We start from the raw sequence: 17,263 nt of genomic DNA on the forward strand, positions 1-17,263 counted from the left end.
GAGAAAAACGCGCCGCCGGGCGAGAAACCCGACGGCGCGTCACGGCGTCTATCCCAGGATGCGGCCGCTCTTCTCGGCAAGATCTGCCAGGCGCTCGGCGGACTCAGCCACGAGCTCGTCCGGCGCGCGCCAGCGCCAGTTGCCCTCGGCCACGCCGGGCACGTTCATGCGCGCCTCGTCGCCCAGCTGGAGCACGTCCTGCAGCGGCATGATGGCCACGTCGGCATCGGACACGAGGGCGCGGCGCGCGATGGAGTCCGCCAGCTCAACGGCCTCCTCGCGCTCGAGGCCGTAGCGGCTCTCGCAGAACCCAACGAGCGTCTGGTTGTCGTGCGTGCCCGTGTAGACGATCGTCTCGGGCCGCGGCTCGTAGCCCTCGCGCACGTCGTTGTCGGCAAACTGCACCACGTCCATGCCGGGGATGCCCGTCTCGGTGATGAGCGCGCGCACGGCGGGCGTGATCACGCCGAGGTCCTCGGCAATGAAGGGAAGCGGGCCAAACTGCTTGCGCGCCGCCTCGAAGAGCTCCGCGCCCGGGCCAAACGCATAGGCCCCCGCGCGCGCCGTCTCCCCCGCGGGGATCGCGTAGTACGAGGAGAAGCCGATGAAGTGGTCGAGGCGCACCACGTCGTAGAGCTTGAGCGCGCGGCTAAAGCGGCGCAACCACCAGCCGAAGTTCTGCTCGCGCAGGATGTCCCAGCGGTAGGTGGGGTTGCCCCAGTTCTGGCCGTCCTCGGAGAAGGCGTCGGGCGGAGCACCGGCCTGACGGCGCGGGTAGCCCTTCTCGTCAAGGTCGAAGATGTCCGGCTCGCTCCACACGTCCGCGGAGTCCGCCGAGACAAACATCGGCATGTCGCCGATGACCTGGATGCCGCGCTCATGGGCGTAGTCGAGCACCGCGTCCCACTCGCACTGGAACTTGTACTGTAGACGGCGGTGGCCCTCGATGGCCTGGCGCAGCTTGCGGTCCTGCGCGAGCTTGGGCGAGTAGGTGCGATAGGGCTCCGGCCACTCCTGCCAGGGCTTGCCGCCCAGGAGCTCCTTGCAGGCGCGGAAGGTCGCATACGGCGTGAGCCAGTAGTCGTTCTCCTCGCAGAACTGCAGGTAATCCGGGTCGTTGCCAATCCTCTCAAGCGAGGCGAGCGCGGCGGGGGCCGGAAGCTCCAGCAGGCCCACGTTGCCCGCGAAGGCGGAGAGGCCCGCGTAGGGCGAGCCGTACTGGTCGGGCGGGTTGACGGGGAGCACCTGCCAGTACTTCTGCCCGCCGGCCGCCAGCCAGTCGATGAAGCGGCGCGCCGGGGCGCCGAGCGTGCCCATGCGCCCGTGGTTGGGGAGCGAGGTCACGTGGCAGAGCACGCCCATGCCGCGCTCGAGCGAGGCCTGGAGACGCTCCCCCTCGTGGAAGTGCAGCACGGAGGTGCCGAGCGGCCAGAGGAAGACCTCGGCCTGGCCGTGGCTCACGCGCGGGACCGTGCCGGAGACCACGTCGGAGACGAGGCTCTTGCCCACGGGCACCTTGACCGTGTGGGCCTTCTCCAGGCTCGCGTTCACGAGCACGCAGACGCGCGCGTCACCGCTGCGGCGCCAGAAGCCAAAGACGTCCTCGCCGGACGAGAAGGGCTCAAACTCGCCGTCAACAAAGAGGCGCTGGAGCGTCTTGCGCACGGCGATGGCGTTGCGGTAGATGGTGGCGCAGTCGGCCTTGCCGCCGTCCCACGGGAAGCTCGCGCGGTTGTACGGGTCGCGGAAGCCCTCTACGCCGCGCTCGTCGCCGTAATAGATGCACGGGACGCCGGGAAGGGTCATCTGCAGCAGCGCCATCACCCACAGGCGCGCCTTCGCCAGGCCAACCTGGTCGTCGGAGAGGCGGTAGCTCGCGCGCTCCTCCTCGGAGAGCGCGTCCGGGTCCGGCGCGCCGCCGAGCACCGTGAAGAGGCGCTCGCGGTCGTGGCTGCCAATGAGGTTGAGCGCGGAGTAGAAGTTGTCGCGCGGGTAGTTCTCGCGGAGCTGCTGAAGGCGCGCGGCAAGCTCGCTCGCGCCAATGTCCCCGCGAATGTAGGCGAGAAGCCCCGTGCGCACGGGGTAGTTCATCGTGGCGTCGAGCTCCCTGCCCTGGAAGTACTGGCGGAGCTTGCCGTAGGCGAGCTTGTTGGAGGCGTCCTCCCAGACCTCGCCGATGAGCACGCCGTCGGGCTTCTCGGCAAGGAGGGCGCGCTTGATCTGCGCGATGAACTCGTCGGTGAGCTCGTCGGCAACGTCGAGGCGCCAGCCGCGGGCGCCGGAGCGCAGCCAGTGGCGGATCACGCCCGCGCGGCCGCACACGAGCTCGTGGAACTCCTCGCAGTCGGACCTCACGGCAGGGAGGTTCTGGTCTCCCCACCAGCCGGCGTAGGTGCCGTCCTCGTTGAAGGTGAACCAGTCTCGGTATGCCGAGCGCTCGCCCTGCCACGCGCCCGGCTCGTGGTACGTGCCAAAGCGGTTGAAGTAGCGGGAGTCCGCGCCCACGTGGTTGAAGACGCCGTCCAGGATGACGGAGATGCCGTGCTCCTCCGCGTCAACGCAGAGCGCGCGGAAGCTCTCCTCGTCGCCGAGCATGGGATCGATGCGCTGGTAGTCGGCGGTATCGTAGCGGTGGTTGCTCGCCGCCTCAAAGATGGGGTTGAGATAGATGGCCGTCACGCCCAGGTCCTCGAGATAGCCGAGCTTCTCGCGAATGCCCTCGAGCGTGCCGCCGTAGAAGTCCCAGTGGTCGATGCCGCCGTCCTCGGTGCGCGCGTACGTGGGGGGCGTGTCCCAGTCCTCCACGATGGCCCTGCCCGGCCCGCCCTTGCGGCGGATGGCGAGCGAGGCTGCGGCGCGCTCCTCCCAGTCCTCCCCGCGCGCAAAGCGGTCGGGGAAGATCTGATAGACAATACCCTCGCGATACCACGCGGGCTGGTTGACGCGAGGCGAGAAGACCGTGATCTGGAACGAGGGCGGGTCGCCATAGGCAAAGGTGCCCTCGCCTGTGGTCCAGCCCTCGCGCGCGCCGTAGCGCCACACCGAGCCGTCGCTCGCCTCGATGTCAAAGCTGTACCAGACCACGCCGGTCTCGGCCGGCCTGTAGGTGGCCGTGAAGCGCAGGCCCCCGTCAACCCGGGTTCCGCGCATGTCGATAAGCTCCTCGCCGTGTGCGTCCGTCCAGACGCGCAGCGTGCAGAAGACGACGTCGTCGCCCCACACATCTATGCTCAGCGAAACGGTGCCGCCCAGTTGGACGGCACCGAAGGGGTTTCTGTACTCCAGGTCGGAGGTTACGTGACGAGCCCTCAAATGCTACCTATCTCTCCGCTTGTTATACCTGATGATCTCCGGGTGGAGGTCATGGTACATGTCCATGTAGTCGTTCGCGGCGCGGCGCCAGCTGAAGTCGGCATCCATGGCCTGCAGCATCAGATTATGCCAAGCGTCATGATCAGTCCAGAAGATCTCGCACGCGCCGAGGAGGGTGTCGGCCATCTCGTCGGCGTTCATGTTGGCAAACGAGAAGCCCGTGCCCTCGCCGGTGTACTTGTTGTACGGCATGACGGAGTCGCGCAGGCCGCCGGTCTCGCGAACGACGGGCAGCGTGCCGTAGCGCATGGCAATCATCTGGGACAGGCCGCACGGCTCAAACTCGGACGGCATGAGCAGCAGGTCGCCGCCGGCGTACATGCGGTGCGAGAGCGCGTTGTCAAAGGCGATGCGCGCGCACATCATGTCGCCGTACTTGGCGTCAAAGTAGCGGAAGGCGTCCTCGTGGTCCTTGTCGCCGGTGCCGAGAATGGCAACCTGGACGCCGCGTTCCATGAGGTGGTCCATCGCGTAGCGAACAAGGCCGAGGCCCTTCTGGTCCGTGAGGCGACCGATGGAGACCACGAGCGGGCGCTCGGGATCCTGGCGCAGGCCCAGCTCCTCCTGGAGCGCGCGCTTGCACTCGGCCTTCTTCTCGAGCTCCTTGGCGGAGTAGTTGACCGGGATCATCGGGTCCGTGGAGGGGTTCCAGATGGTCTGGTCGATGCCGTTCAGGATGCCGTGGAGCACGCCCTGGCGACGACGGAAGATGTCGTCGAGACCCTCGCCGTAGAAGGGCATCTGGAGCTCGTAGGCATAGCTCGGGCTCACGGTGGTGAGCACGTCGGCGTAGCAGAGCGCGCCCTTCATGAAGTTGATGGAGTCGCGGTCGCAGTAGAGCTGGTCACGCGCGGCGGGGATGTGGGCGAGGCCCAGCACCTCCTCGAGCATCTTGTCGCTGTACTGGCCCTGGAACTTCACGTTGTGGACGGTGAAGACGGTCTTGACACTGGCGCACTGCGGGATCTGCTGGTAGAACTCGCGCAGGAACACGCAGCACAGCGCCGTCTGCCAGTCGTTGCAGTGCAGCACGTCGCACTCGAGCTCGGGAACCCTAGCGATGGCCTCGCAAATTGCCTTGGAGAAGAAGGCGAAGCGCTCGCCGTCGTCAAAGTAGCCGTAGAGGCCGTCGCGCTTGAAGTAGGCCTCGTTGTCCACGAAGTAGAAGTCGAGGTCCTGCAGCGTGAGCTTCTCGATGCCGCAGTACTCGTTGCGCCAGGAGAGGGGCACGTAGAAGTCTGCCACGTGCTTCATCTGGTCCTTGTACTCCTGCGAGATGCTGGCGTACTTGGGCATGATCACGGCGGCGCGGGCGCCAGCGTGCTTGAGCGCGCGGGGGAGCGAGCCGGCCACGTCGCCCAGACCACCGGTCTTGGCAAACGGCACAGCCTCGGAGGACGCGAAGAGCACCCTCAGCTTTCTGCGCTTGGCATTTGTTGACATTGCTGCTCTCCCCTGCCTAGTCGTGAGCCTTTTCCTTGATCAGCACGTCCTCGGGGGTGCCCCTGAGCTCGGTGCCGGCGGGAACCACGTTGGCGCGGTCGACGATCGCGTTCTCAACGCGGGCACCGCTCTTGACCACGCAGCCCTGCATCACGATGGAGTTGCGCACCGTGGCGCCGGCCTCGATGATGACGTTGCGACCCAGGATGGAGTCGCTAACGCTGCCGTAGATGCGATCGCCAGAGGCAACGGCGGAGTTGAGCACGCGGGAGCCGACCTCAAACTTGGCGGGCGGGGTGTCGTGCGTCTTGGTCTTGATGGTGCGGTCGTCCGGGAAGAGCTCGGCAGTGATGCGCGGGTCGAGCAGGTCCATGTTGGCACGGAAGTAGGAGCGCTTGTTGAAGACGGGGGCAACATAGCCGTCAAAGTTGTAGGTGCGCACGTTCACGCGGCCAAAGTCGCTGGCCATGGCCTCAAAGAGGTCCAGGTAGTCCGTGGCGGCGTACCAGTCAAACATGTCGAGCAGCAGCTGGCGGTTGATGACGAAGCAGTCGAGGAACATCGTCTCGCCGAAGGTGCAGCCGTGGTGGACGCTCTGGACGCGACCGTCGATGACGTCAAAGGCGGTGACGTCGGCGTCCTTCTCGGCAGCCGTCTTGGTGAGGACGGTGATGTCCGCGCCAGACTCGCGGTGCGCGTCATAGACCTTGTCGAGGTCAACGTTGTACGCAAAGTTGGCCGTCGAGAAGATCACGGCGTTCGAGGTGCTGCGGGTGAAGTAGGCCTTGTTGTGGATGAGGTCGCGCAGCAGGAAGCGGGCGCCCGTGCGGGAGGTGCCGAAGGCGGAGCCGGGAAGGATGAACAGGCCACCGTTCTTGCGGTCGAGGTCCCAGTCCTTGCCGGAGCCCACGTGGTCGATGATCGAGCGGTAGTTGTACGGCATGACCATGCCGACGGTGCGGATGCCGCAGTTCACGAGGTTGGACAGGGCAAAGTCCACCATGCGGTAGCGGCCAAAGTAGGGCAGCGACGCCACCGGGCGGTTCTCGGTGAGCGGGCTCGTCTCCTTAGCGGAGTAGTTGCAGGTAATGAGGCCGATAACCTTTTCCATGGTTAGTTCTCCCCCTTCCCAACGACAACGTCGTTGCCGATGACGGCGGTGTCCTTGGTCTGATCGACGCTGCCGACGCTGACGTTCTCCTCCACGACGGAGTTCTCGCCGAGGATGGCGCGCACGACGTGGGCACCGTCCTTGACCTTGGCGCCGGGCAGGAGGACGGAGTCGATGACCGTGGCACGCTCGCCGACGTAGGCGTCGGTCGAGAGGATGGAGTGCCTGGCGGTTCCGTACACCTGGCAGCCGTTGGAGACGAGGCAGTCGTCAATCGTGGCGTCCTTGCCCACAAACGCGGGCGGGCGCGTGGAGGCGTTGCTCATGATCGGGAACGTGGTGCTGAAGATGTCAAAGGCGGGGTTGGGGCCAAGAAGGTCCATGCTCGTCTCGTGATAGCTGGAGATGGTGCCGACGTCGCGCCAGAAGCCCTCGAACTTGTAGGTGAAGAGGCGCTTGCCGTCGCCCAGCAGCTTGGGGATGATGTCGCCGCCAAAGTCGTGGCTGGAGTTCTGGTCGTTGGCGTCCTCCTTCAGCGTCTCGACGAGAAGGTCGGCGTTGAAGATGTAGATGCCCATGGAGGCGAGGTTTGAGTCGGGCTTCTTGGGCTTCTCGGAGAACTTGGTGATGCGGCCATCGGGGTCGGCGGTCAGGATGCCAAAGCGGGAGGCCTCCTCCCAGGGCACCGGCATGACCGCGATCGTGAGGTCGGCGTTGTTCTTCTTGTGGGTCTCGAGCATGTCGTCGTAGTCCATGCGGTACAGCTGGTCGCCGGAGAGGATCAGCACGTACTCAGGGTCGTTCTGCTCGATGTAGCCAAGGTTCTGCGTGACCGCGTCCGCGGTGCCCTCGTACCACGCGCCGCCCGTCTGGGTGGCGTAGGGCGGAAGGATCGAGACGCCGCCGCCGCGCTCGTCGAGGTTCCACGCCTCGCCCGTGCCGATGTAGCTGTGAAGCAGGTACGGACGGTACTGCGTGAGAACGCCGACCGTGGTGATCCCCGAGTTCGCGCAGTTGGAGAGCGCGAAGTCGATGATGCGGAACTTGCCGCCAAACGAGACGGCCGGCTTGGCAACGTTGCTCGTCAGCGCACCGAGGCGGCTGCCCTGGCCGCCTGCCAGGAGCATTGCGATGCACTCTTTCTTGCTCATACCCCCACTCCTTTCGACAACCCAACGCATGGGGGCAGCGCCCCCAAAACACATAGCTAAATGTGCCAGATATCGGCCATGTACTCACGAATGGTTCGGTCAGAAGAGAAATATCCGGCCTTGGCGGTATTGTGGAGCGCCGCCTTGTTCCATGCGGCACGGTCACCGTAGAAGCCGGTGAGCTCCTCCCAGGCCTGAGCGTAGGCGTGGAAGTCGCGCAGAACGAGGTCCGGATCGTTATCGACCATCAGGTAGTCGTGGATGCTCTCGAAGTTGCCCGAGAGGCGCGCGAGCGTGCCGTCGGTGAGCATGTCCACGATGCGGCCGAGACGGTCGCGGTCGGAGTTGTACATGTCCCACGCGTAGTAGCGGCCAGAGGCGCGCAGGGCCTCGACCTCATCGGCGTGCAGACCGAAGATCTTGATGTTCTCGGGGCCAACGAGCTCGGAGATCTCGATGTTGGCGCCGTCGAGGGTGCCCAGCGTGATGGCGGCGTTCATCATGAGCTTCATGTTGGAGGTGCCGGAGGCCTCGGCGCCGGCCACGCTGATCTGCTCGGAGATCTCTGCAGCGGAGTAGATGAGCTGCGCGTTGGACACGGCGAAGTTGGGCACAAAGGCCACCTTGATCTTGTCGTTCACGCGCTCGTCGTTGTTGATGACGTCGGCCACCGAGTTGATAAGGCGGATGACCTCCTTGGCAAAGGTGTAGCTCTGGGCGGCCTTGCCGGAGAAGATGAACGACGTGGGACGCGGGCTGTAGCTCGGGTCCTTGAGCATGCGGTTGTAGATGTCGAGGACCTTGAAGACGTTGAGGAGCTGGCGCTTGTAGGCGTGGAAGCGCTTGACCTGCACGTCAAAGACCGTGTTGGTGTCGAGCTCAACGCCCGCGGTCTCCTTGATGTAGGCGGCAAGGCGCTCCTTGTCGGCCTTCTTGGCGGCCTCCATGCCCTCGAGGAAGGAGGCGTCGTCCTCAAACGCGGTGAGCTTCTCGAGCTCGTTGGCGTCGTCCAGCCAGACGTCGCCGATGGCCTCGGTGATGAGCTTGGAGTAGGACGGGTTGGCCTCGCAGAGGAAGCGACGGTGCGTGACGCCGTTGGTCTTGTTGTTGAAGCGGTGCGGGATCATCTCGTAGAACTCGTGGAAGACGGAGTCCTTGAGGATCTGCGTGTGCAGCGCGGAGACGCCGTTAACCGAGTGCGAGAAGATGATGGACAGGTTGGCCATGCGGACCTGGCCGTCCCAGAGGATGGCGGTGTTCTGGAGCACGTTGGTCCAGTTGCCGTCGTTGGGAGCGAGGTGGTTGGCAAGGCTGTCGCGGTAGCGGCGGTCGACCTCGTCGATGAACATGTAGAGGCGGGGGAGCAGGTTGCGGAAGGTGTTGATGGGCCACTTCTCCAGGGCCTCGGGCATGACCGTGTGGTTGGTGAAGGAGATGGCCTCCTTGCACACCTTGTAGGCGAGCTCAAAGTCCACGCCCTTCTCGTCAACGAGGATGCGCATGAGCTCGGGGCCGCACATGGCGGGGTGGGTGTCGTTGGTGTGAATGCACACGTGGTCGCCCAGGTGCTCCCAATCGGAGCCAAACTCGCGCTCGTAGGTGCGCAGGATCGTCTGAAGGCCCGCGGAGACGAACAGGTACTCCTGCTTGAGGCGCAGCATGCGGCCGTGCTCGCCGGCGTCGTTGGGGTAGAGGATCGTGGAGATGGCCTCAACGTCGGAGCGGAACTTGTTGGCGCGGGCGTAGTCGCCGGCGTTGAAGGCGTCGAGGTCAAAGTCCTCGGTGTAGGGCTCGGCAGACCACAGGCGCAGCTTGTTCACGACCTTGCCGCCGTAGCCGATGATGGGCACGTCGTACGGCACGGCGCGAACGATCTCTCCGCCCTCCTGGGTGAACCAGAACTTGCCGTTCTCCTCGTGGCGAACGACCTGCCCGCCAAAGCGGACGAGCACGGAGCTGCCGTCCTTGCGGGTCTCCCAGGGGAAGCCGTTGGCGAGCCAGTTGTCCGTGCGCTCGACCTGACGGCCGCCCTCGATGTACTGGCGGAAGAGGCCGTAGCGGTAGCGCATGCCGTTGCCGTAGCCGGCAATGCCCTCGTGGGCCATGGAGTCGAGGAAGCACGCGGCCAGACGGCCGAGGCCGCCGTTGCCGAGGCCCGGGTCGACCTCCTGGCGGCAGAGGTCCTCAAGGCTGGAGCCCATCTCCTTGATGCCGTCGGCCACGAGGTCGCGGATGCCAAAGTTGATGAGGTAGTTATCGAGCAGGGGGCCGAGAAGGAACTCGAGGGAGAAGTAGTAGACCTTCTTGGCGCCCTTGGGGTGGGACTGCGGGAAGATGGCGCGGCCCTTGTTGGCAATGAGCTCGGCGAGCGCGAAGAAGCGCTCGTGGTCGGCGAGGTCCTCGAAGGGCGTGCCGTAGCGGGCAACGCACTCCTCGCGGTACTGCTCGATGAAGTCCTGCTCGGTCTCAAAGATTTTGTCGTTAGTCAAAACTGCTCCTAGCTTCTGGCGACACGTACACGACGCGCGCGGGTGCGCGCGGCGGGGTCGACGTCGCGGTCCCGACCCCGGCGTTAAGGGCCGCCCGCAGGCGGCCCCTTTAAGCTTACTCCGTCGAAGCCTTCTTCTTCGCGGCAGTCTTCTTTGCTGACGCCGCCTTTACCGCGGCCGTCTTCTTGGCAGCGGGCCTCTCGGCTTCGGCCGCCTTCTTGGCGGCAGGCTTCTTGGCCGGCGCCTTCTTTGCCGCGGGCTTCTCGGCGGCCTTTGCGGCGGTCTTCTTTGCCGGGCGGCGCAGCGAGCCGGTCCTCTTGAGGACCATGCCGGCGAGCGGCGGGACGCGCACGACGATGGACTGCTCGCGACCGTTCCACGGCTCGTCCTGGCACTTGAGCTTGCCCACGTTCACCACGCCGGAGCCGCCGTAGCGCTCGTCGTCGGAGTTGAAGAGCTCCTCGTAGACGCCCCACTCCGGGACGCCCATGCGGAAGTCCTCGCGCGCGTTGACGTCAAAGTTGATGAGGATCACGAGCTCGTCGCCAGGCTTGGCGCCCTTGCGGACGAAGGTGATGATCGACTGGTCGGCGTTGTCAGCGTCAATCCACTCGAAGCCCTCCTGCGAGAAGGCGCGCTGCCACAGCGCGGGGTGGTCGTTGTAGAAGTGGTTGAGGTCACGCACGAAGAGCTGCTGGTGGCGGTGGGTCTCGTACTGCTCGGCGAGGAAGTACTGGATGGCCTCGTAGTAGCGCCACTCAATGAACTGGGCGATCTCGTTGCCCATGAAGTTGAGCTTGCCGCCGGGGTGCGTCATCTGGTAGAAGGCGAGGGCCCTCATGCCGGCGAACTGGCGCCAGTAGTCGCCGGGCATGCGCGTGATGAGCGAGCACTTGCCGTTGACGACCTCGTCGTGGGAGAGCGGCAGGATGAAGTTCTCGTTGAACTGGTACATCGAGGAGAACGTCAGCATCCTGTAGTTGCCGGGGCGCCACGGGAAGTCGGTCTGCATGTAGTGCAGGGTGTCGTTCATCCAGCCCATGTCCCACTTAAAGTGGAAGCCGAGGCCGCCGTCCTCGGGCGGGTAGGTCACGAGCGGCCAGGCGGTGGACTCCTCGGCGATCATCATGACGTCGGGGTGCTCCTTGCCCATGGCCGTGTTGGTCTGGCGGATGAAGGCGGAAGCGTTGAGGTCCTCCTCGGTGCCCTTCTCGTTGAAGCGCTTCTGGCCGGGGTCGTCGATGCCGAAGTTCATGTAGAGCATCGACGACACGCCGTCCATGCGGATGCCGTCAGCGTGGAACTTCTCGGCCCAGTAGAGGGCGTTGGAGACGAGGAAGCTGCGGACCTCGCCGCGGCCGTAGTCAAACTGGTGCGTGCTCCAGTTGGGGTGGATCTTGTGCTCGTAGAGCATCTCGCCGTTGAAGTTGGCGAGGCCCTCGGCGTTGGCGCAGAACCCGCCGCAGACCCAGTCGAAGATCACGCCGATGCCGGCCTTGTGGCAGGCATCGACGAAGTGCATGAACTGCTTGGGGTTGCCGTAGCGCGCGGTGGCGGCGTAGTAGCCGGTGGGCTGGTAGCCCCAGGAGCCGTCAAAGGGGTGCTCGTTGACGGGCATGATCTCGATGTGGGAGTAGCCCATGTCCTTGACGTAGGCAACGAGCTCGTCGGCGAGGTCGTCGTAGCTGTACATGACGCCGCGCTGGGCGGGGAACTGGTCGCCGGGGCCAGGGTAGGTGCCGTCGGGGCGCGGCTCGCCCTGCGGCTCGTCACCGTGGCGGCGCCAGCTGCCCAGGTGCACCTCAAAGATGTTGAGCGGCTCGGCGAACATGTCGCGCCCCGCGCGGGCCTTGAGGTAGGAGTCGTCGCCCCACTCGTAGCCGGCCAGGTCAAAGGTGCGCGAGGCGGTGCCGGGCGCCACCTCGGCGTAGGCGCCGTACGGGTCGGCCTTGTAGAGCTTCTGGCCGGAAGTGGTCTCGATGAGGTACTTGTAGAGGACGCCCTCCTCGACGCCGGGCACAAAGCCCTGCCAGACGCCGCCCGTCTCGGTGGGGGCAAGCGGCGTGGCGCACTCATCCCAGCCGTTGAAGTCGCCGATGACGTGGACGCTCTTGACGTCGGGCGCCCAGACGGCAAAGTGATAGCCCCTGGTGCCGTCGTCCGTCACCGCGGGGTGCGCGCCGAGCTTCTCGTAGCTGCGGTACCACTCGCCGCGAGCAAACAGGAACAGGTCGTCGCTGCTCAGGTAGAGAGTGCTGTCGAGAGTTTCCATGTCTCACTCCTCGGTGGTCTTGCGCCACGCCCTCCGCGTGGGCATTCCGGCGTGGGAGGTCCACGCGCAGAACAACTCCCATTGTGAGCGTTTCGTCAACCGAGTGTCCACGAAAAACCCGCGAGCGTGCGCGCAGGCGCGGCGAGAAGGGCAACAGGTGCCGCTTGCAGCGCTTGGTTGACGCGCGGCACAGAGGAGCCCCGGCTCCCCGCGCGGGAACCGGGGCTCGCATGTCCACTTTGTCCACTTTGAGGCTAGTAGTTGATCGCCTGCTCCTCGAAGTAGGCGCGCGGGTGGTTGCACACCGGGCAGACCTCGGGGGCCTCGGGGCCAACGTGCAGGTGACCGCAGTTGCGGCACTTCCAGACCTTGACGCCCGGACGCGCGAAGACCTCGCCCTTCTCCACGCGCTCTGCCAGCTTGAGGTAGCGCTCCTCGTGGTGCTTCTCCACCTCGCCGACCATGCGGAACTTCGCGGCAATCTCCGTGAAGCCCTCGGCCTCGGCGGTCTCGGCAAAGCCCTTGTACATGTCGGTCCACTCGTAGTTCTCGCCCGCCGCGGCGTCCTTGATGTTGGCCAGGGTGTCGGGCACCTCGCCGCCGTGGAGGTACTTGAACCAGAGCTTGGCGTGCTCCTTCTCGTTGCCGGAGGTCTCGGTGAAGATCGCGGAGATCTGCTCGTAGCCCTCCTTCTTGGCCTTGCTCGCGTAGTAGGCGTACTTGTTGGTGGCCTGGGACTCGCCGGCGAAGGCTGCCTCGAGGTTCTTCTTTGTCTGCGAGTTCTCAAAGTCTACGGCCATTGGAGCTCCTCTCCCGTCCCCGGAGGGACCCTCGTTGCGCCGAGCCCGTGCCCGGCGTCTTGAACCTGGTGGCTACACGTGCCAGGCGCCGTTTTCCGAGCGACAGAACCCCTCAGCCGAAAGCTCGTCCAGAAGGGCCCGCACCTCGGGGGCGCTTAGGGCACTTCTACCCGCTTTCTCTTCCTCGCTTGCAAGCTCCGCGCAGATTGTCCCAAAGTCCACGCCAGCGGGGCCGTCCTCGCGGTGGGCGAGAAGAACGCGCAGCAGCTCGGCGCGCTTTTGTCGGTGGGAGCCCTCAAAGCGCGACTGGCGCGTGTGGCCGCTCGAGCGCCGCGACGGGTTGGGCACGGTGCGCTTGAGGTAGGCGCCGTAGTCGAGAAGGGCGTAGTACCACGTGCGCGGGTCATCCGACGGGTCGCTCGCGTCCGCGGGGCAGGTGGCATCAACGAGCGGCAGCAGCGCGCGGTCCGAGACCCCCTCCGCGCCCGGGAAGAGCTCGTGGAGAAAGACCGCGCGCACGTTGGTCTCCAGGTAAACGGCGTGCAGGTCAAAGGCAAAGGCGAGGATTCCGGCAGCCGTGGCGGGGCCTATGCCGGGAAGCGCCGTGAGGGCGCGCGCGTCCGCGGAAAGCGCGCCTCCTCGCTCGCAGATGGCCCGCGCGGCCCGATGCAGCGCCAGGGCGCGCCGGTTGTAGCCGAGCCCCTGCCACTCCTCGAGCACCTCGGCCGGACCCGCCGTGGCGAGCGCCGCCACCGTGGGAAAGCGCTCGAGCCAGCGCTGCCAGCGACCGTCCACGCGCGTGGTCTGCGTCTGCTGGAGCATCACCTCGGAGATCCAGATCTCGTACGGGTCACGCGTGCGGCGCCACGGGAGGTCGCGATAGAGCTCGCGGCCGCGCTCCAGGACGAGCGCCCTGAAGGCGTCGAGGTCAGAGGGAGAGACGCCGAGGCCCCCGCCATCGGCGTCGCGCCTGGGAGCGCGGGCCATCTAGCTGAGGTCCTTCTCGGCGAGAGCACGGGCGGTGGCGTCATCCACCAGGGAGAAGCTGCCCTCAAAGACGGGCGAGAGGCCCTCGGTCACAAGGTCATGGAGCGTCACGGACGAGAGGAACGACCTCAGCATCCGCTCCGCGTTGCACCAGACCGGCGAGAAGTGACACGAGGCGCGGTTGGGGCACGGCGAGCCGTCCCCTGCCGGGTCAAGGCAGCCGGAGAGGATCACGGGGCCCTGAACGGCCTCGACGAGCTGCAGCAGCGTGGTCTGCCTTGGATCGACGGAGAGGCGCATGCCGCCGCTCGCGCCGCGCGTGTTCTCCACGATGCCCGCCACGGCAAGGTCGTGCTGGATCGAGCGGGCAAACGAGTACGGCACGCCGTTCTCACGCGCCGCCGTGCGCACGGAGATGACCCCGTCGGGGTTGGCAACGAGCGCCGCCAGCATGCGCAGCGCATAGTCGGTCTTCTTTGAGATGTCCATCGCTCTCCTCCCCTTGCGCCGCGCGGCTAGCGGTCCCAGTCCAAAATGGGCCAGCCCGCCCGCTTGGCGGCCACGACGAGCGTCTTGCCGGGGCAGACCGCAAAGGGCCGCTCCGCGCGGGCGAGAAGGTCGGCGTCGGTGTGGTGATCGGCGTAGGCGCGCTCGAGGCGCCAGCAACCCTCTCCCAGGTGCTCGTCGCACCAGCGAACGACGGCGCGGTACTTCTCCTCCGCAGCGATCACGGGGCCCTCGACCTCACCCGTGTACCTGCCGCTCGCGTCGCGCTCCATCTTTGTTGCCACGCAGGCGTCCGCGCCCATCATCTGGGCGCCGCGCTCCGCGATGGGCTCAAAGGTCGCCGAGACAAGCAGGACGAGCAGGCCCTCCTCGTGGCAGCGCGCCACCTCGGCGAGCGCCTGCGGGCGGTACCGCGGCGCCAGGACCTCGTCGTGAAAGCGGACCATGATGGCGTCAACGTCTGCGGAGTCTCGCCCCAGAAGCGAGCCAAAGACCAGCTCGCGGGCCTCGCCCTGCCGGAAGGGCAGGTGCAGCTTGTAACGGATGCCCCACCAGCCGAGCCGCAGCAGGCGGCCCAGCGACATGAGCCCGCTGCGGAACAGGTACTGCGTGAAGAGCGAGCCGGACTGACCGTCGACGGAGGTCCCGTCGAAGTCAAAGACCGCAACGCCGCGCATGTGCTGCTCGGGGCTAGATGTCATTGCCGTACCGTCCTCGCGACTAACGTTTAGGGGATATGATACCGCGAAGTGAGCAATTGAGCACGGGCGAGCGGTCAGCGGACGGTCGCGCCGACGCCGAGAAGAGCCGGGGGCCTGCGCCGCGCTCCCAGCTCCGCCGCCGAGAAAACCCCGGTGCGGAATCTCGGCATGAAAAAGGGGTCCCGAAGGACCCCCAGTCAGTGCAATGGCGGGATGTAAGGGACTCGAACCCTCGACCTCCGACGTGACAGGCCGGCGCTCTAACCAGCTGAGCTAACACCCCGTTCGCCTTGCGCGGGAGCTATTCTTACATACCCGCGCGGCCGTGGCAAGGCCCAATTTCAAAAAAGTTTCTCGCGACGAGCGGGCGGGCAGAAGTGCACGATTCCTACACGAGCGCAACGTCGGTCGTGGCGCCGCTTGAGTCGGTCACGCGCAGGGTCGAGCCGTCCAGGCTCACACTGGAGACGTCACCCGAGCCACCCGCCTGGGCGCCGTCCGGCCCCATGACAAAGCCGGGGTCCGAGTGGCCGTCGATCACGTAGCTGACCACGTCCCAGCCGCCGCTGCGGTTCTCGGGGACAAGCAGGATGTCCTGGTAGCGCACCAGGCAGGCGGGCGTCCCCTCCACCAGGAAGAGCGTGGTGGCGCTGCTGCCGGACGTGGAGCGCACCACGGCCCAGAGGCCGTCCTCCTGCTGCTGGAGCGTGTAGGTGCTGCCCCCGTAGGACATGGAGGCGCCAGCGTCCACCTGGTCCGACTCGGGGTCCCTGCCCTCGGCGCCGGTTGACGTCTCGAGGTTCTGCTCGTTTTGGGCCTGCTCGGCCGCCTGGCGCGCCTGCTCGGCGGGGTCGGGAACAAAGAGCGCCGAGACGCAGCGCGCAAGGAGAAAGACCAGCACCAGGGCAACAACGCCCAGGACAACGAGAAGAACCACGTTCTTGCCGCTGCGCTCCGGGCCGCCCTCGGGGGCCTTTGCCTCGGGATGGCGCTCGAGGTAGCGCTTCATGGCGCTGCGGCGCGCCCCGGCAGCGGCCTGGGCGGCGTTCTTCCTCGTGGTCACCCGGGCACCCTGCCCGGCATGGATGGTCGAGATCTTGTCATCGGGGGCAACGTCGCGAGCGGCGCGGCGGTCGCTTCGCGCCATGTGCCCTGCGGCGCGGGAGGGACGCTCGTTTCTAGCTGCTGTCATGGCGATCTCCTTTCGCGCGAGCCTAGACCTCGCGGCGGTTCTCGATGGCCCTGCCGAGGGTGACTTCATCGGCGTACTCGAGGTCGCCACCCACGGGCAGGCCGCTCGCCAGGCGCGACACGCGCACGCCCAGCGGCAGGATGACGCGCGCGAGATACGTTGCCGTGGTCTCTCCCTCAACGTCGGGGTTGGTGGCGAGAATGACCTCCTCGACCTCGTCGTCCGCAAGCCGCGCGAGCAGCTCGCGCACGTGGAGCTGATCCGGCCCGATCTTGTCCATGGGGCTGATCACGCCGCCCAAAACGTGATAGAGGCCTCGGTAGCTCCCCGTCCGCTCGATGGCGCTCACGTCACGAGGCTCGGAGACCACGCAGATCTTGGAGCGGTCGCGAGAGCCGTCCGCGCAGACGTCGCAGGTGTCGCGCGTGGCATACGAGAAGCACACCGGGCAGAAGTGGACCTGCTGCTTGACCTCCAGGATTGCGCTCGCAAGACGGCGCGCCTGCTCGGCGTCTGCCTCGAGCAGGTAGTACGCGATGCGCTGGGCGGACTTGGGGCCAATGCCCGGGAGCCTGCCCAGCTCGTCGAGAAGGCGCTGCAGCGCGCGACCGTCGTTGATGGTGGCGTCCATCTGGAGGGTCCGCCTAGAAGAGGCCGGGGATGTTGAGGCCACCGGTGATGGCGCTCATCTGCTGGCTCGCGGCCTGCTCGGCGGAGGCGAGGGCGTCGTTCACGGCCGCCATGATCATGTCCTGGAGCATCTCGGCGTCCTCGGGGTTGAGCACCTCTGGGTCGATGGTGAGCGAGGTGAGCTTCATGTCGCCCGTGGCCGTCACCTTGACGGCGCCGCCGCCCGCGCTCGCGGAGACCTCGGTGGCCGCGACCTTCTGCTGAGCGGCGATGAGCTGCTCCTGCATCTTGCGCGCCTGCTGAATCATCTGATTGCGGTTCATGCCGCCCATGTTGTATCCCTTGGCCATGACGTTCCTTTCGTTCGTGGTCTCAGTGCGTGTGATGCCGGGCGAGAAGGACTACTCCTCGTCGTCATCCCCGTCGTCGACGGGCTCGTCCGTGAAGCCGGCGTCCTCGTTTGGGTCCCCATCATAGGCAAGCTCGGCCGCGGCGTCCTCGTCGGAGGTGGAAACCGCAGACTCAACGCTCACGGAGAGGGGCTGGCCGAAGGCGGCCGTGAGCATGGAGGCTATGTCGGCGAACTCGGGGCTCAGGCCGGGGTCCTG

Annotated in this window: 14 protein-coding genes and 1 tRNA gene; all 15 read right to left on the reverse strand. The window is 66.2% G+C overall.

Annotated features, from left to right (window positions below; translation table 11 throughout):
* Positions 1-48: 48 nt before the first annotated feature.
* A complete protein-coding gene (locus QUW25_RS09425; protein WP_289511960.1) occupies positions 49-3,312 on the reverse strand; it encodes a 4-alpha-glucanotransferase in 3,264 nt (1,087 codons plus the stop codon).
* 3 nt (positions 3,313-3,315) lie between these two features.
* Positions 3,316-4,815 (reverse strand): glycogen synthase GlgA, encoded by a 1,500-nt coding sequence (glgA, locus tag QUW25_RS09430; RefSeq protein WP_289511961.1) that lies wholly within the window; start codon positions 4,813-4,815, stop codon positions 3,316-3,318.
* A 16-nt stretch (positions 4,816-4,831) separates the two neighbouring features.
* Positions 4,832-5,926, reverse strand: a complete 1,095-nt coding sequence (glgD, locus tag QUW25_RS09435) for a glucose-1-phosphate adenylyltransferase subunit GlgD (protein WP_289511962.1) — start codon at positions 5,924-5,926, stop codon at positions 4,832-4,834.
* A gap of 2 nt (positions 5,927-5,928) precedes the next feature.
* On the reverse strand, positions 5,929-7,077 hold the full coding sequence (locus QUW25_RS09440; RefSeq protein WP_289511963.1) for a glucose-1-phosphate adenylyltransferase: 1,149 nt from the start codon (positions 7,075-7,077) through the stop codon (positions 5,929-5,931).
* A 56-nt stretch (positions 7,078-7,133) separates the two neighbouring features.
* Complete coding sequence (locus QUW25_RS09445) at positions 7,134-9,566, reverse strand: glycogen/starch/alpha-glucan phosphorylase (protein ID WP_289511964.1); 2,433 nt, start codon at positions 9,564-9,566, stop codon at positions 7,134-7,136.
* A gap of 115 nt (positions 9,567-9,681) precedes the next feature.
* The gene (gene glgB, locus QUW25_RS09450; RefSeq protein WP_289511965.1) at positions 9,682-11,838 is read right to left on the reverse strand and encodes a 1,4-alpha-glucan branching protein GlgB; all 2,157 of its coding nucleotides are present in this window, start codon (positions 11,836-11,838) and stop codon (positions 9,682-9,684) included.
* A 254-nt stretch (positions 11,839-12,092) separates the two neighbouring features.
* Positions 12,093-12,638, reverse strand: a complete 546-nt coding sequence (gene rbr / locus QUW25_RS09455; protein WP_289511966.1) for a rubrerythrin — start codon at positions 12,636-12,638, stop codon at positions 12,093-12,095.
* Between the two features lie 72 nt (positions 12,639-12,710).
* Positions 12,711-13,625: an adenine glycosylase gene (locus QUW25_RS09460; RefSeq protein ID WP_289511967.1), complete on the reverse strand. Its 915-nt coding sequence runs from the start codon at positions 13,623-13,625 to the stop codon at positions 12,711-12,713.
* A complete protein-coding gene (locus QUW25_RS09465; protein ID WP_289511968.1) occupies positions 13,626-14,114 on the reverse strand; it encodes an RrF2 family transcriptional regulator in 489 nt (162 codons plus the stop codon).
* Between the two features lie 26 nt (positions 14,115-14,140).
* Complete coding sequence (locus tag QUW25_RS09470; protein ID WP_289511969.1) at positions 14,141-14,833, reverse strand: HAD family hydrolase; 693 nt, start codon at positions 14,831-14,833, stop codon at positions 14,141-14,143.
* Between the two features lie 206 nt (positions 14,834-15,039).
* A tRNA-Asp gene (locus tag QUW25_RS09475) sits at positions 15,040-15,116 on the reverse strand.
* A 105-nt stretch (positions 15,117-15,221) separates the two neighbouring features.
* Positions 15,222-16,025 carry a hypothetical protein gene (locus QUW25_RS09480; protein ID WP_289511970.1) on the reverse strand — a complete coding sequence of 268 codons (804 nt, stop codon included), beginning with the start codon at positions 16,023-16,025 and terminating at the stop codon, positions 15,222-15,224.
* A 22-nt stretch (positions 16,026-16,047) separates the two neighbouring features.
* Positions 16,048-16,656 (reverse strand): recombination mediator RecR, encoded by a 609-nt coding sequence (recR, locus tag QUW25_RS09485; RefSeq protein WP_289511971.1) that lies wholly within the window; start codon positions 16,654-16,656, stop codon positions 16,048-16,050.
* Between the two features lie 13 nt (positions 16,657-16,669).
* Positions 16,670-17,005, reverse strand: a complete 336-nt coding sequence (locus QUW25_RS09490) for a YbaB/EbfC family nucleoid-associated protein (RefSeq protein ID WP_289511972.1) — start codon at positions 17,003-17,005, stop codon at positions 16,670-16,672.
* Positions 17,006-17,056: 51 nt separating this feature from the next.
* Positions 17,057-17,263: hypothetical protein (locus QUW25_RS09495; protein ID WP_289511973.1), on the reverse strand; the 207-nt coding region annotated here is incomplete at its 5' end.

Origin of the sequence: Thermophilibacter provencensis (assembly GCF_030372065.1) — a bacterium.
Classification (GTDB): domain Bacteria; phylum Actinomycetota; class Coriobacteriia; order Coriobacteriales; family Atopobiaceae; genus Thermophilibacter; species Thermophilibacter provencensis_A.